The organism is Peribacillus huizhouensis (assembly GCF_014138605.1).
Taxonomy (GTDB): Bacteria; Bacillota; Bacilli; order Bacillales; family DSM-1321; genus Peribacillus; species Peribacillus huizhouensis.
This window is the reverse complement of the sequence record NZ_JACJHX010000001.1, coordinates 192,851-208,603: the sequence shown is the minus strand read 5'-3', so window position 1 is coordinate 208,603 and position 15,753 is coordinate 192,851. Positions and strand designations below refer to the sequence as shown.

Genomic DNA, 15,753 nt, shown 5'->3' with positions numbered 1-15,753 from the left:
GTTACATGAACATAGCAACTGTCATTGTTGACGTCCCTGCAAAGCAAACAGACCGTGAATTTGATTATATGATTCCAGATAAATGGGTTCATATCATTCAGCCTGGTATGCGAGTCATAGTTCCATTCGGTCCAAGAATGGTTCAAGGATTTGTAACTAGCTTGAAAGAAAAAAGCCAATGGAAAAAACTTAGGTCTATTAAAGAACCGATGGATATTGATCCTGTTTTAAATGATGAACTACTTGCTTTAGGAGATTGGTTAACAGAAGAGACACTATGCTATAAGATTTCCGCTTTTCAAGCTATGCTTCCATCTGCAATGAAAGCGAAATACGAAAAAATCATTAAAATAAATGATCAAAAAAGAAATCAGGTTCATCCAATCATTTTACAAATGATGGAGAATAAAGACGCTCTTTCCTGGAAGGAGGTCATAGAAGGTGATAAGGCCTCGCTTTTCCAAAAAGAGGTTCGAAATGGACACCTAGAAGTTCTTTATTATGTGAAAAACAGAAATAATAAAAAAACGATGCGAATGATCATACCTGCATTGAACAAGGAAGGTTTAATACAGGTAAAGAAATCACTTCCAAAAACAGCAAAGAAGCAGCATGATATCTTGGATTTTTTCATTGAAACGCCAAAAAAGGTATTGCTTAAGGAATTATTAGATATTACACATGCATCTAATGGCACGGTGAAGGCGCTCATTGATAAAGAGATTTTAGTGGAATCCAATGAAGAAGTGTATCGTGATCCTTATGAAAATCGAACATTTGCAAAGAAACCATTTTTCAAATTAACGGACGAACAAGCAATAGCTATTGCTCCGATTAAGGAATCGATAAAGAATGATCGTCATGATGTTTTTTTATTATATGGGGTTACCGGCAGTGGAAAGACAGAAATTTATTTACAAGCGATTGACGATGTGATAAAAAAAGGCGGCGAGGCAATCATGCTCGTACCCGAAATTTCATTAACTCCACAAACAGTAAAACGATTTAAGGAGCGGTTTGGTGAACAAGTTGCCGTTATGCACAGTGGCTTATCCATTGGTGAGAAATACGATGAATGGAGAAAGATTCACCGTAAAGAGGTAAAAGTCGTGGTCGGCGCTCGTTCTGCCGTATTTGCTCCGTTTGAAAATCTGGGCATCATTATTATCGATGAAGAGCATGAATCCAGTTATAAACAAGAAGAAACCGTTCGATACCATGCGAGAGATGTAGCTATACAAAGGGCAAAATTCCATAATTGTTCGGTCATCCTTGGCAGCGCGACACCGACACTTGAATCATTTGCAAGAGCGCAAAAAAATGTTTACAAACTTCTTACCTTAAGTAAACGGATGAATGATCATGCACTTCCTGCAGTAGAAATCGTTGATATGCGAGAAGAATTGCGTAACGGCAACAGATCAATGTTTTCTCAAATTTTATTTACGAAGCTTCAAGATCGTTTAGAAAAAAAACAACAAACCGTTTTAATGCTAAATAAAAGAGGTCATTCTTCTTTCGTGATGTGTAGAAGTTGTGGATATGTAGCGAATTGTCCAAACTGTGAAATTTCACTTACGTATCACCGATCGAATCATTCATTAAAATGCCATTATTGCGGACATGAGGAATCCATGTTAGCTGCTTGTCCAGAATGTGAAAGTGAGCATATTCGCTTCTTTGGTACAGGTACTCAGAAAGTTGAAGAGGAATTGGCGAAAATATTGCCCGAAGCCAAAGTGATTCGAATGGATGTCGATACGACGACTAGGAAAGGGTCGCATGAGCGCCTCCTGCAGGCATTTGGGGAAGGTAAGGCAGATATCCTTTTAGGTACACAGATGATTGCAAAAGGATTAGATTTTCCTAATATTACCTTAGTCGGTGTTTTGTCAGCTGACACGATGCTACATCTACCCGATTTTCGTTCCTCAGAAAAGACCTTTCAATTATTAACTCAAGTGTCAGGACGAGCGGGCCGCCATGAATTGACAGGAGAAGTTGTCATTCAAACATACACGCCTGAGCATTACAGCATTGAGTTATCAGGTCAGCAGGATTATAACACCTTTTATCTTAGAGAGATGATAATAAGAAGGACCAATCACTATCCGCCTTATTATTATATCGCCCTCGTTACCGTTTCTCATGAAGACTTAATGACCGCTGTTTCAGTAACTGAAAAAATATCAACCTTTATGAGAAATGGTTTAAGCGAAGGAGCATTAATACTTGGACCATCGGCATCGCCCATTAGCCGGATTAACAATAGATATCGCTATCAATGTCTGATAAAATACAAACGGGAACCAAAGCTCCGACAATGTTTTAAAACAATTATTGATCATTATCAGCAGGAACTCGCACAACAACATTTGAATATTTCGATTGATTTAAATCCACAAATGATGATGTAGAATCAACCGTGTTTTTCTATCCCGCTTTAACGGGCAGTAACCACCACCTTAAGGCATAGAGGAGTCGAGGAAACGTAGGTAGGGGATAACTGCCCGTAAAAGCCCGATTGGTGAGATACTGTGAAACTTACCTGCAATCTTCAAAGGTATAGTTGATGCCCACTGGATGTGGGTCACACAGACGAAGACATGAGGACGCGGCGCACTTAGTCTGTGATTCATTAATTCGGGTTCGTAGTATCGCTTTATCTACGCGGTAGCGGAGATAAAGCGTAGTAGAACGGGACTAACAATCAGTGGGGGTGAAGAAAAACCCCACTGATTGAAGTTTCACTTTATAGGAGGAATTATAAGTTTTGACTATTTTACCGATTGTTTTGTATCCAAATGAAATTTTAGAACAAGAATGTGAAAAAGTAACAGATTTTGATAAAAAATTGGCTAAGCTGTTAACAAATATGTATGACACAATGATTGAAGCGGATGGGGTAGGTCTAGCCGCTCCGCAAATCGGTGTGAAGAAACAAATTGCCGTTGTTGATATTGACGATCATCACGGAACAATAGAAATGATTAATCCAGTTATTTTAGAGGTCGATGGAAACCAAACGGGTCCTGAAGGATGTTTAAGTTTTCCGGATTTATATGGAGAAGTTGAACGTCCATATAAAGTGAAAATCAGAGCTCAAAATCGTAAAGGTGGTTTTTACGAATTAGAAGCTAAAGACTTTCTTGCTCGAGCAATTCTCCATGAAATCGACCATTTACACGGTGTGCTCTTTACAACTAAAGTCAGCCGTTATCTAACGGAAGAGGAACTGGAAAAGGAGGAAGCGTAATGACGAAAAAAATTATTTTTATGGGAACACCGGATTTCTCCGTTCCTGTGCTGCAGCGGGTAATTAAAGAAGGTTATGATGTAATTGCTGTTGTTACCCAGCCAGACCGACCAGTAGGAAGAAAAAAAGTAATGACTCCTCCACCTGTGAAGATAGAAGCAGTGAAACAAGGAATCCCTGTTTATCAGCCTGAAAAAATCCGCAATGAAGAGTCATTAGAAGAAATCCTTGCATTAAAACCGGATTTAATTATCACAGCCGCTTTTGGCCAAATTCTTCCGAATAAATTGTTAGAAGCTCCTGAATATGGCTGTATCAATGTCCACGCTTCCCTTTTACCAGAATTACGAGGCGGAGCACCGATCCATTATTCCATTTTACAAGGAAAAGAAAAAACCGGAATTACCATTATGTATATGGCTGAGAAACTAGATGCTGGAGATATTTTAACCCAAGCAGAAATTAAGATTGAAGAAGAAGATAATGTTGGAACTTTACATGAAAAATTAAGTAAAGTAGGTTCTGACTTACTTGCTGATACTATACCTAAACTATTTAATAATGAAATAACCCCTGTTAAGCAAAATGATGCAGAAGCAACATTTGCACCTAATATTAAACGAGAACAGGAAAAGATTGACTGGGACAAAAATGGTGAAGACATATATAATCATGTTCGCGGCTTAAATCCTTGGCCAGTCGCTTACACGCTATTAAATGGTGAAACACTTAAAGTATGGAAGACAAAAAAAATACAGCTTACAACCCCGGCTCAGCCAGGTGTAGTGATAGATGTTCTTGAAGAGGGTATTGTTGTTGGTACCGGGAATACGACTGCTATTTTAATTATTGAGCTTCAACCTGCTGGCAAGAAAAAAATGTCTGCAAAAGATTATTTACGCGGAGCGGGCTCATTTATTAGGGTTGGCTTAAAGTTAGGAGAATAAAATGAAACAAACGAAAAAGGGTGTAAGGGATATTGCACTAGATGTCCTTGAATCCGTTGAAAAGAATCAAGCATATAGCAACTTGCTGTTAAACTCAATGATTAACAAACATCAATTATCATCGGCTGATAGCGGTTTGCTAACAGAAATCACATACGGAACGATTCAAAGAAAAATGACGCTCGATTATTATTTGCAGCCTTTTATCAAAAATGAAAAAAAGACGCTTAGCTGGGTAATAAACTTGTTGCGTTTATCGGTTTATCAAATGGTTTATCTTGATAAGATACCCGATCATGCGATTATTTATGAAGCGGTTGAAATTGCAAAAAAACGAGGGCATAAAGGCATTACATCAATGGTGAATGGGATTCTACGGAATGTACAGAGAAAAGGCCTACGATCACTTGAAGAAATTGAAGACAGAGCTTTGCGCCTAGCCATTGAAACGAGTCATCCAAGTTGGCTTGTAAGGAGATGGATTGAACAATTCGGTTTTGAAAAAACAGCTGACATGTGTGAAACAAATTTAACTGCACCTGTTCAATCAGCGAGAGTAAATGTTAAGAAAATCTCTAGAAGTGAATTAGTTAGCATGCTGACGGAAGAAGGCTATTATGTAGAAAAAAGCCCAATTCTTGAAGAAGCCATTTACTGCTTAAAAGGAAATCTTGCACATTCAGAAAGCTATAAAATGGGCTTTCTCTCCATTCAAGATGAAAGTTCAATGCTAGTTGCTCATGCATTGGACGCATCTGGAAATGATATAGTACTTGATTGTTGTGCAGCTCCTGGCGGAAAAACGACGCATATTGCAGAAGGGTTAACTACCGGGCAAGTAGTGGCAATTGATCTTCATGAACACAAAGTCAAACTCATTAAAGAGCAAGCTCAAAGGTTGGGACTAAGAAATATTAAAACAGAAGTATCTGATAGCAGAAACGTTCAGGAACTATTTAATAAAGAGGGTTTTGACAAAGTACTGGTAGATGCTCCTTGCTCTGGTTTAGGAGTAATGCGGAGAAAACCAGATGTGAAGTATACGAAAACAAAAGATGATATAATAAAACTTTCAAGTATCCAAAATCAACTTTTAATTGCTGCTGCACCACTTGTAAAAAAGGGTGGCAACCTCATCTATAGTACATGTACAGTCGATCAAGAAGAGAATGATTTAGTAGCCAATCTTTTTTTAGAAAAACACCCAGACTTTGAGAGAGATTTGACGTTAAAAGACAGAATGCCAGAAAGCGTTCAGCCGCTCGTCGTCGATAATAAATTGCAAGTATTTCCACAGGATTTCGGCAGTGATGGATTTTTCATTGCTAGTTTTAGAAAGAAGGTGCTGTAATGGCAGAAACGGTAACAACAAGAAGAAAAACAGTAAAGAAACCAGAAAAGCCATCTATTTATTCATTGGAGCTTAACGAATTAAAACAGTGGTTAACAGAAAATGGTGAAAAAGCTTTCCGTGCGGAGCAACTTTTTGAATGGTTGTATAAAAAGCGGATAACAAGTTTTGAAGATATGTCTAATATATCTAAACAACTTCGTGATAAACTTAATACTAATTTTACGATCACAACGTTGAAGACAATCGTTCAACAAAACTCTATTGACGGTAATACGATGAAATTTTTGTTTGAATTGCATGATGGATATTCGATTGAAACCGTGCTTATGCGCCATGAATATGGGAATTCTGTATGTGTAACCACTCAAGTTGGTTGTCGTATCGGTTGTACTTTCTGTGCCTCAACGCTTGGAGGTTTAAAAAGAAATTTAGAAGCAGGAGAAATTGTTGCTCAAGTCGTAAAAGTACAACAAGCACTTGATGAAATGGACCAACGAGTTAGTTCAGTCGTTATTATGGGGATTGGTGAACCATTTGATAACTACGATGAAATGATGAGCTTTTTGAAAAATATTAATCACGATAAAGGCTTAAACATTGGAGCGCGTCATATTACAGTGTCAACAAGTGGGATTATTCCAAAAATTTATAAATTTGCGGATGAAGAATTGCAAATTAATTTCGCTCTTTCTTTGCATGCCCCGAATTCTGAGCTAAGAAGTAAATTAATGCCAATCAACCGTGCCTATAAATTACCAGATCTTATAGAAGCGATCAAGTACTATACCGAAAAAACGGGCAGAAGGGTTAGTTTTGAATACGGCTTATTCGGCGGTGAAAATGACCAAGTCGAGCATGCTGAAGAATTGGCAGATTTAATTAAAGGAATAAAGTGTCATGTAAACTTGATTCCAGTAAACTATGTACCAGAACGCAACTATGTTAGAACACCTCGTGAGCAGATTTTTGAATTCGAAAAAACGTTAAAGAAACGAGGCGTCAATGTCACGATTCGTAGAGAACAGGGTCATGATATCGATGCAGCTTGCGGCCAGCTTCGTGCTAAGGAGCGCAAAGAAGAGACGAGGTGACAGAATCTGATGAATGACATCTTTTTAACAAATCAGGGGAAAGTCCGCCAGCATAATGAAGATAATGGCGGAATCTTTCTTAATCCTCATGGAGTGCGCCTTGCCATTGTAGCTGATGGCATGGGCGGACACCGTGCTGGTGATGTAGCAAGTCAAATGACCGTTGAGTATATGCAAAAGCAGTGGGAAGAAGAATCAGGTCCGATGTTAACGCCTAATGAAGCGGAATCATGGCTTCAACAGAAAATAAAGGAAATCAATCGACGACTGTTCGAATATTCTGAGGAAAATTCAGAATGTCAAGGGATGGGGACTACTGTTGTAGCTGCAATTTGCACGAATAGATTTTCGACGATTGCCAATATTGGTGATAGCCGCTGTTATTTGTACAATGAATCTGGTTTTAAACAAGTGACTGAAGATCATTCTTTAGTAAATGAGCTCGTAAGAAGCGGGCAAATTTCTAAAGAAGACGCTGAGAATCATCCCCGTAAAAATGTCTTACTTCGTGCTCTAGGTACTGAAATCAATGTTGAAATGGACATTTTCACAATTATCTTTGAAGAAGATGATGTACTCTTACTATGCTCTGATGGCTTATCGAATAAAGTTAGTGAACAAGAAATGATCACCATCATTACGAATTCAGATGATTTAGCTATAAAAGCCGACTCTTTCATTGCAATGGCGAATGAATATGGCGGAGAAGATAATATCACCCTTGCCCTACTTCGATTTTTTGATAATAGTGAAAGTAGGTGAGCGTTTTGTTAATCGGTAAGCGAATTAACGGCCGCTATAAGTTATTAGAAATGATCGGCGGCGGTGGGATGGCCAATGTATATTTGGCTCAAGATATGATTCTTGAACGAGAAGTAGCGCTTAAGATTCTCCGCATGGATTTTAATAATGATGAAGAATTTATCAAGCGCTTTAATCGTGAGGCACAATCTGCAACAAGTCTTACACATCCTAACATCGTCAGCATTTATGACGTAGGCGAAGAAGATGATATTTATTATATTGTAATGGAATATGTGAAGGGCCTAACCCTTAAACAATACATACAAAAGTTTTACCCAGTTCCAATTGAGAAAGCTTTGGACATTCTTAAACAAATTACGTCTGCGATCTCTCAAGCGCATCATAACGGGATTATACATCGAGATATAAAGCCGCAAAATATCTTGATTGATGATCATGGGAATGTAAAGATTACTGATTTCGGCATTGCCCTTGCCCTAAGTGCAACCAATATTACACAAACAAATGCAGTACTTGGCTCCGTTCATTATCTATCTCCTGAGCAGGCTAGGGGTGGCATGGCCAATAATAAATCAGATATTTATTCGCTTGGAATTGTAATGTTTGAACTATTGACTGGAAGACTTCCTTTTTCAGGGGAATCGGCTGTTTCAATTGCTCTGAAACATCTTCAATCAGAAACACCTTCTCCAAAACGTTGGAATCCGTCTATTCCACAAAGTGTCGAGAATATTATTCTTAAAGCGACTGCCAAGGATTCTTATTATCGCTATGAAACAGTTGATGAAATGGAAGAAGATATCAAATCTGCATTAAATCCTGAACGGAAGAACGAAACTCCGTTTGTGATTCCTGAGGATATGGACGCGACGAAGGCTATTCCAATTATTACGAATGATAATATGTCCGGGATAGATGAAACGATAATTCGTGGGCCTGAAAAAATTACGGCAGTTTATCGAGAAGAAGAACAAGATGAACCGAAAAAAGGGAATAAAAAAGTTAATAAAGTTAAGCAAAATAAAAAGAAACGAAAAAAATGGCCGCTTATTTTATTTTCTACTATCTTCATTTTACTGGCTGTAACTGCTGGAGTGATATATGCTTATCCAAGTCTAGTGGGCCCGAAAGATGTAATAATCCCTGATGTACGTGGAGAAAAAGCGGATGATGCTAATGCCAAACTTGAAGAACATGGTCTTGTTGTAACGAATCCTATTTTGTTGGACGACGAAGTGGTGCCGGAAGGAAATGTCATTCGTATTGACCCGCAAGAAGGACAGATTGTAAAAGAAGGAAAAGAAATTAAAATGTATGTAAGTAGCGGCAAAAAGAAGATTGTTATTGCCGACTATACAAACAGAATCTATGATGATATTCAATCATTAATTGCAGGAATTGGTTTTAAGGATATAATTATCAACCAAGTTTTTGATGAAAGTGCACCAGGTACGATTATAGATCAAAATCTATCTTCGGAAATGGAGCTTGTTCCGTCTGACAATGTTCTTGAATTGACAGTTAGTAAAGGGCCTGATGAATTGTCTTTAAAGAATCTTACAGAATTTAATCAAACAGGGTTAAATGAATATGAGATTGATGCGGGAATTACGATTAAGGTAGTAAGAGAAGAATATCACGACACAATTGGTGAAGGTCTTGTCATTTCTCAAGATCCAGCTCCTTATACGAAAATAAAAAAAGGAAGCCAAGTCAATGTTGTGTTATCAAAAGGAAAGGAAGAAATTCCTCCAAAGCAAGTGAATGTAAACATTACAATACCGTATGAGCCCGAAGAAGAGGGACAACCGCAAGAAGTGCAGATTTTTATTGAAGATATGAATCATAGTATGACTGAAACATACGAACCACCATTTTTTATCATTTCTGAGGCGTATCGAACATTAGAGTTTACCGTTCAACATAATAAAAAAGCCGGATATAAAGTCGTCAGAGACGGTAAAGTAATTCTGGATGAAAAAGTGGAATATCCGAAAGAGTAATGAAATATTAAAGGAGTGAGTCTATGCCAGAAGGAAAGATCATTAAAGCACTGAGCGGTTTTTACTATGTGTTGGATGGAGAGGAAGTCATTCAGTGCCGTGGTCGAGGGGTTTTTCGAAAAAATAAAATCACTCCGCTAGTTGGCGATTCAGTCGTGTATCAAGCTGAGAATCCTACTGATGGATATGTCATAGAAATTAAAGACCGCAAGAATGAATTAGTAAGGCCTCCAATTGCCAATATAGATCAGGCGATTCTTGTTTTTTCGGCAGTGGAGCCAGATTTTAGTACAACCTTGCTAGACCGGTTTCTAGTTGCAATCGAAGATAATGAAATTGAACCAATCATTATTATCAGCAAAATTGATCTCGTCAAAGAAGCCGATAGAGCAAGGTTGGATCAATACATGAAAGATTATCAAGACATTGGCTATACCGTAATTAAAACTTCAAGTATTACAAGTGATGGGATTGAAGTGCTGCTCCCGCATTTAGCAGGAAAAACAAGTGTTTTTGCAGGACAATCTGGAGTTGGAAAGTCTTCTTTATTAAACACAATTAAGCCAGAACTGTCATTAGAGACAAATGATATATCCAGCCATTTAGGACGGGGGAAGCATACTACACGCCATGTGGAGCTTATTCATGTAGGCTCAGGTCTCGTTGCTGATACTCCTGGTTTTAGTTCACTAGAATTTATGGACATTGAAGTAGAACGGTTAGCTTATTGTTTTCCAGAAATTTATCAAGCAGGTGAAAGATGTAAGTTTCGAGGTTGTTTGCATGACCAAGAACCTAAATGTGCAGTGAAGGAAGCAGTTGCACAAGAAGAAATTCCGAGCTACCGATATAAACATTATCTTCAAATATTAGAGGAAATAAAAGATAGAAAGCCGAGGTATTAACTAATGATTAAAATTGCACCATCGATTCTTTCAGCAAATTTTGCAAAGTTAGGTGAAGAAATTAAGGATGTCGAAAGAGGAGGAGCGGATTATATTCACGTTGACGTGATGGATGGCCATTTTGTCCCAAACATTACTATAGGACCGCTAATTGTTGACGCAATTCGCCCAGTAACTAAATTGCCACTTGACGTTCATTTAATGATTGAGGAGCCTGATCGATATGTGGAGGCTTTTGCAAAAGCAGGAGCGGATTATATCACCGTTCACGTTGAGGCTTGTCCACATCTACACAGAACAATCCAATTAATCAAATCTTTTGGTGTGAAAGCAGGTGTAGTGCTTAATCCAGCCACTCCTGTTTCAACGATAAAACACATTATTGAAGACATAGATCTTGTTCTTTTGATGACGGTGAATCCTGGTTTTGGCGGACAAAAATTCATTCATGCAGTACTCCCTAAGATTAGCGAAGTGAAGGAAATGGCAAATGCATTAAATCCCGAGCTTGAAATTGAAGTTGACGGAGGAGTAAATGAAGAAACAGCGAAATTATGTATTGAGCATGGCGCAACTGTTTTAGTAGCAGGATCAGCTATTTATAATCAAAGTGATCGAGCTTTGGCAATAAAAAAACTTCGCGGGTAATAATGAAAAAACCGACTCCTTTAACGGATGTATCGGGAAGGGGGGAGTCCTTTTCTGATCCATTCAAAGATGGAGCGGTTTTTTTGTTCTAAAATGGAGGCATGGCAAATGATTATTAGTATTGTAGCGGGTGGACCGGTAGATCTACTACCGAATTTGAACGTATATCGAGAGAAAACAAGCATTTGGGTGGGGGTTGATCGAGGTGTTTATACGCTGCTGCATCATGATATTGTCCCTGATGCAGCGTTTGGAGATTTTGATTCTGTTACAGAAGCAGAGCTTGCAGAAATCAAGGAAACATTGAATCATTTGGAAGTATATCCGACAGAGAAAGACGAAACCGATTTGGAAATTGCTTTAACTTGGGCGCTCTCAAAACAGCCAGAAGAAATATATGTATTTGGTGCAACAGGAGGAAGAATAGATCATTTTATCGGCAATCTTCAACTTCTGCTTAAAACGCCAATCCTCGAGCAAAAAAATAATCTGAACATTTTTATCGTAGATAAGCAGAATTTGATTTCCTTCAAGACACCTGGTACATATACTATAGAAACTTTGAATGATAAAAGGTATGTTTCTTTTCTACCAATGTTAAAGGAAGTGAAAGGAATTACATTAGAAGGGTTTAAATATCCGCTGACCAATCATGCTTTACCTGTTGGTTCAACCCTATGCATAAGCAATGAACTAATTTCTGAATATGGGAATTTTTCATTTACTGATGGCATATTAATGGTGATAAGAAGCAGTGATTAATCATCATGCTTGGCAGGATAAACGGATTATTTTTTACCGATATCCGCTAATGAAATAATAACTGGCAATTTGTGATGTTTCTGAATGTAAGTGCAGATGTATACGAGGAGGGGCATTATGAAATTTTATACAATTAAGCTACCAAAAGTCTTAGGCGGCTTGGTAAAAGCGATGCTTGGAGCCTTTAAGAAAGGTTGAAGATAAATATAATGATAGAGGGTGTCTTATAAGGGTCTGACCCTTTGTTTTGAGGCACTCCTTCTTTTTTGATATGTGAAATTAGTTGATTTTAATTAAGATACAATTTTCTATGCTCTAGAAAAATATCGTTTATATAATATAAGTTTTGTTTCTAGTTAAGATTAATGAATTGTTTTCGAAAACCTCTCCTATATATGAAAAAACGTACTCGCAGGAGGTGTCTAAGCTAAGTCATACATGATTTGGATTGCGTTGACAAAATAAAAAGGCATCCCCTGAAAGGATGCCGTTAACATTATACGCGTTCTACTTTACCAGATTTAAGGGCTCTTGCAGAAACGTATACACGTTTAGGTTTACCGTCAACTAAAATACGTACTTTTTGAAGGTTAGCCCCCCATGTACGTTTATTAGCATTCATTGCGTGTGAGCGTTTATTACCAGATCGAGTTTTTCTACCAGTGATTACACATTGACGTGCCATATTAAATTCCCTCCTAACTACTAATGCTTAGGTTTTCATAGTATCTTAATTCTTATGAAATACCTTAATAATTTATCACACCTATCTGGAGAATGCAATACTTCTGTTCATTACTTTCAAGAAAAATACCTTGACATACAAGATGGACCATTTGGTTTACCTTCCACAGCATGACAATTACTTTTAAAACATTTGCCATTATAGTAAAATGTTTATAGCTAATAAGATTTTGGGAGGGAAACGTATATGTCAATTGAATTAAAAACGAAATTTGGGCACATTGATATTTCTAACGATGTAATTGCTACGGTGGCAGGCGGCGCTGCAGTAGATTGTTATGGCATAGTAGGAATGGCTTCGAAGAAACAATTGAAAGATGGCATAACGGAGATCTTACGTCGTGAGAACTTCACTAAAGGTGTGATTGTACGCCAAGAGAATGATGAAGTCCACATTGATATGTTTATCATTGTAAGCTATGGAACAAAGATTTCTGAAGTTGCGCACAATGTACAATCAAAGGTAAAGTACACCCTGGACAAAACGGTCGGATTAGCTGCAGATTCAGTTAATATTTTTGTACAGGGAGTTCGCGTAACGAACCCTTAAATCGAGGAGGAAGTTTTTGTGTCAATAACAAGCTTAGATGGAAAACGTTTTGCCGAAATGATCATTCAAGGTGCCAATAATCTCGCAGCGAATGCTAAAATAGTCGATGCGTTAAATGTGTTTCCTGTTCCTGATGGAGATACGGGAACCAATATGAATTTATCAATGACTTCTGGTGCGAAGGAAGTACAAAATCATGTACAAGCCCATATTGGGAAAGTTGGAGCTGCGCTTTCAAAAGGATTGTTGATGGGGGCACGTGGCAATTCAGGTGTTATCCTATCTCAATTATTCAGAGGATTTTCTAAAGCAATTGAAATGAACTCTGAAATAAATAGCTCTGAATTTGCACAAGCATTTGAAGCTGGAGTTGAAACGGCATACAAAGCAGTAATGAAACCTGTAGAAGGGACCATTCTTACCGTTGCAAAAGACGCTGCAAAACAAGCGATGACGTCAGCAGCAAAACATGAAGACCTCATATTAGTGATGGAGGAAATTGTTAAGGAAGCAAAAGCTTCTTTGAATCGCACCCCAGACTTGTTACCAGTGTTAAAAGAAGTCGGGGTAGTAGACAGTGGTGGACAAGGACTAGTTCTTGTGTATGAAGGTTTTTTAGCAGAATTGAAAGGTGAAGATCTTCCTGATGCACTTGACCACCTGCCATCGATGGAGGAACTGGTTAATGCCGAGCACCATATGAATGTCCAAAGTCACATCAATACCGAGGATATTGTATATGGTTATTGTACTGAGTTCATGGTGAGGCTTGAAGATGCCAAAACTGAAAAAAAACCATTTGTAGAAGAAACCTTCCGAAATGATTTAAGTCAATTTGGTGATTCCTTATTAGTAATTTCGGATGATGAAGTGGTTAAGGTACATATTCATTCAGAGTCTCCTGGAGACTGCTTGAATTATGGTCAGCAATACGGTAGTTTAATTAAATTGAAAATCGAGAATATGCGTGAGCAACATACAGCTATAGTTGGTGAAACAAGTAGTACTTTAAATATTGTATCGAGACCAAAAGCTAAAGAAAAGTATGGTATTGTTTCAATATCCATGGGTTCAGGTATTAGCGAATTATTTAAAAGTATTGGTGCGACAGTTGTTATTGAAGGTGGACAAACGATGAATCCAAGCACTCAGGATATTGTTAAGGCTTGTGAGGACGCAAATGCAGAAAGAATCATCATCCTTCCGAATAACAAGAACATTATTATGGCTGCACAACAAGCTGCTGAATTACTTGGAGATTATGTAGTTGTTGTACCTTCTAAAACGGTTCCTCAAGGGATGTCAGCCCTCTTAGCGTTCAATCCATCTAACGACATTAATGAGAACGCTATTGCTATGGGAGACGCCTTATCTCATGTCAAAACTGGCCAGATTACTTATGCAGTCCGTGATACGAATATTGATGGATTGGAAATTGAAAAAGGGGACTTCATGGGATTATCAGAAGGTAAGATAATAACAAAGAGCAATGAAAAGCTTCAAACTTCTAAAGATCTTTTGACTAACATGATCGATGAGGATGCTGAAATTGTAACGATCCTGTTTGGAGAAGATGTAACACAAGACGAAGTAGACCATTTGATAGAATTCTGTGATGAAACCTTTACTGATGTCGAAATTGAAGTTCATAGTGGAAATCAGCCGCTCTATTCTTTCATCTTCTCGATTGAATAATTTTTTAATAAATGACTATGACTTATTCCGGTTTATCATACTGGAATCTTCGAAGGGTGAGATACAGTTAATCAGTTGGGGAAGAATAAAACCCCTCGCTGATTGAAGTTTCACTTTATCCCAATCTTTTCACTTGCTGATTAGAAGATTAAATGTCAAAATAAAGCTGCATGCCTACTCGGTATTGCAGTCTTTTTTATCTTTAAAAACATTAACATGCCTATTTACTCAAAAAATTTTTTTGAGTGATTTTTGGTTAGTAATATTCTTACATTGGAAGATGCCCTTAATTGGAACTTGTTCTTCATTTATTAATAAAATAGTAAAAGGTATGGCTGATAAAGAATCTGAAATCTAAGGAGAGTAATCGATGAAGTATAAAAGCGTATTTGACATTATCGGTCCAGTGATGATAGGACCTTCAAGTTCACATACCGCTGGTGCAGCAAGGATTGGACGAGTTGCACGAAATCTCTTCGGACGTGAACCAGAGTGGGCTGAAATTTATTTATATGGATCATTTGCAAAGACCTATAAGGGACATGGAACAGATGTTGCGCTTGTTGGTGGTTTGCTAGATTTTGATACATTTGATGAACGTATTAAACAATCATTAAATTTAGCAGCTTTAAAAAAAATGAAAATTTCTTTTCATGAAGAAGAAGCGGTACCTGATCATCCAAACACGGCAAAATTAGTGATTGGTGACTCTAAAGGTGAATTGGAATTAGTTGGTATTTCTATTGGTGGCGGAAAGATTGAAATTACTGAACTAAATGGATTCAAACTGCGATTATCTGGTCACCATCCTGCTATTTTAGTTGTGCATGATGACCGTTTTGGTGCAATTGCTAACGTGGCTAATATTCTTTCTAAACACGAAATGAATATAGGTCATATGGAAGTGTCACGCAAGGAAAAAGGTAAGATGGCTTTAATGGTCATTGAAGTAGATCAGAATATCGATGACGCTGTTATAACGGAAATTGAAGGACTACCTTATATTACGCAAGTGGCGAGAATTGTTGATTAA

General features: G+C 37.8%; 15 protein-coding genes. 14 read left to right on the top strand and 1 reads right to left on the bottom strand.

Translation table 11 applies throughout. From position 1 onward, the window contains the following. Window positions 1–5 precede the first annotated feature (5 nt). The 11 genes from priA to spoVM all read left to right on the top strand — a co-directional run bounded on the left by priA (window position 6) and on the right by spoVM (window position 11,929). A complete protein-coding gene (gene priA, locus HNP81_RS00960) occupies window positions 6–2,417 on the top strand; it encodes a primosomal protein N' (RefSeq protein WP_182501285.1) in 2,412 nt (803 codons plus the stop codon). A gap of 356 nt (window positions 2,418–2,773) precedes the next feature. After that, window positions 2,774–3,256, top strand: a complete 483-nt coding sequence (def, locus tag HNP81_RS00955) for a peptide deformylase (protein WP_028392904.1) — start codon at window positions 2,774–2,776, stop codon at window positions 3,254–3,256. Beyond that, entirely contained in the window at window positions 3,256–4,203 is a 948-nt protein-coding gene (gene fmt, locus HNP81_RS00950) for a methionyl-tRNA formyltransferase (protein WP_028392903.1), read from the top strand. The genes def and fmt overlap by 1 nt, the downstream gene beginning before the upstream one ends. Window position 4,204: 1 nt before the next feature. Beyond that, complete coding sequence (gene rsmB, locus HNP81_RS00945) at window positions 4,205–5,554, top strand: 16S rRNA (cytosine(967)-C(5))-methyltransferase RsmB (RefSeq protein WP_182501284.1); 1,350 nt, start codon at window positions 4,205–4,207, stop codon at window positions 5,552–5,554. Next, window positions 5,554–6,648: a dual-specificity RNA methyltransferase RlmN gene (gene rlmN / locus HNP81_RS00940; protein ID WP_028392901.1), complete on the top strand. Its 1,095-nt coding sequence runs from the start codon at window positions 5,554–5,556 to the stop codon at window positions 6,646–6,648. The genes rsmB and rlmN overlap by 1 nt, the downstream gene beginning before the upstream one ends. A gap of 9 nt (window positions 6,649–6,657) precedes the next feature. After that, window positions 6,658–7,410, top strand: a complete 753-nt coding sequence (locus HNP81_RS00935) for a Stp1/IreP family PP2C-type Ser/Thr phosphatase (RefSeq protein WP_182501283.1) — start codon at window positions 6,658–6,660, stop codon at window positions 7,408–7,410. After that, window positions 7,407–9,416: a Stk1 family PASTA domain-containing Ser/Thr kinase gene (gene pknB / locus HNP81_RS00930; RefSeq protein ID WP_312859636.1), complete on the top strand. Its 2,010-nt coding sequence runs from the start codon at window positions 7,407–7,409 to the stop codon at window positions 9,414–9,416. Before HNP81_RS00935 ends, pknB begins: the two co-directional genes overlap by 4 nt. A 23-nt stretch (window positions 9,417–9,439) precedes the next feature. Continuing rightward, complete coding sequence (rsgA, locus tag HNP81_RS00925) at window positions 9,440–10,321, top strand: ribosome small subunit-dependent GTPase A (protein ID WP_182501281.1); 882 nt, start codon at window positions 9,440–9,442, stop codon at window positions 10,319–10,321. Window positions 10,322–10,324: 3 nt separating this feature from the next. Beyond that, window positions 10,325–10,969 (top strand): ribulose-phosphate 3-epimerase, encoded by a 645-nt coding sequence (rpe, locus tag HNP81_RS00920; RefSeq protein ID WP_028392897.1) that lies wholly within the window; start codon window positions 10,325–10,327, stop codon window positions 10,967–10,969. 108 nt (window positions 10,970–11,077) lie between these two features. Beyond that, complete coding sequence (locus HNP81_RS00915) at window positions 11,078–11,731, top strand: thiamine diphosphokinase (protein ID WP_182501280.1); 654 nt, start codon at window positions 11,078–11,080, stop codon at window positions 11,729–11,731. Between the two features lie 117 nt (window positions 11,732–11,848). Next, window positions 11,849–11,929, top strand: a complete 81-nt coding sequence (gene spoVM / locus HNP81_RS00910) for a stage V sporulation protein SpoVM (protein WP_034302035.1) — start codon at window positions 11,849–11,851, stop codon at window positions 11,927–11,929. Window positions 11,930–12,227: 298 nt separating this feature from the next. On the opposite strand, the gene rpmB is transcribed toward spoVM, so the two are convergent. Further along, the gene (gene rpmB / locus HNP81_RS00905) at window positions 12,228–12,416 is read right to left on the bottom strand and encodes a 50S ribosomal protein L28 (RefSeq protein WP_028392895.1); all 189 of its coding nucleotides are present in this window, start codon (window positions 12,414–12,416) and stop codon (window positions 12,228–12,230) included. A 246-nt stretch (window positions 12,417–12,662) separates the two neighbouring features. Between rpmB and HNP81_RS00900 the strand changes: the two genes are divergently transcribed. From HNP81_RS00900 to sdaAB, 3 genes are all read left to right on the top strand, one after another. Then, the gene (locus tag HNP81_RS00900) at window positions 12,663–13,025 is read left to right on the top strand and encodes an Asp23/Gls24 family envelope stress response protein (protein WP_028392894.1); all 363 of its coding nucleotides are present in this window, start codon (window positions 12,663–12,665) and stop codon (window positions 13,023–13,025) included. An 18-nt stretch (window positions 13,026–13,043) separates the two neighbouring features. Then, window positions 13,044–14,720 carry a fatty acid kinase ATP-binding subunit FakA gene (locus HNP81_RS00895; RefSeq protein WP_182501279.1) on the top strand — a complete coding sequence of 559 codons (1,677 nt, stop codon included), beginning with the start codon at window positions 13,044–13,046 and terminating at the stop codon, window positions 14,718–14,720. Between the two features lie 370 nt (window positions 14,721–15,090). After that, complete coding sequence (gene sdaAB / locus HNP81_RS00890) at window positions 15,091–15,753, top strand: L-serine ammonia-lyase, iron-sulfur-dependent subunit beta (RefSeq protein WP_028392892.1); 663 nt, start codon at window positions 15,091–15,093, stop codon at window positions 15,751–15,753.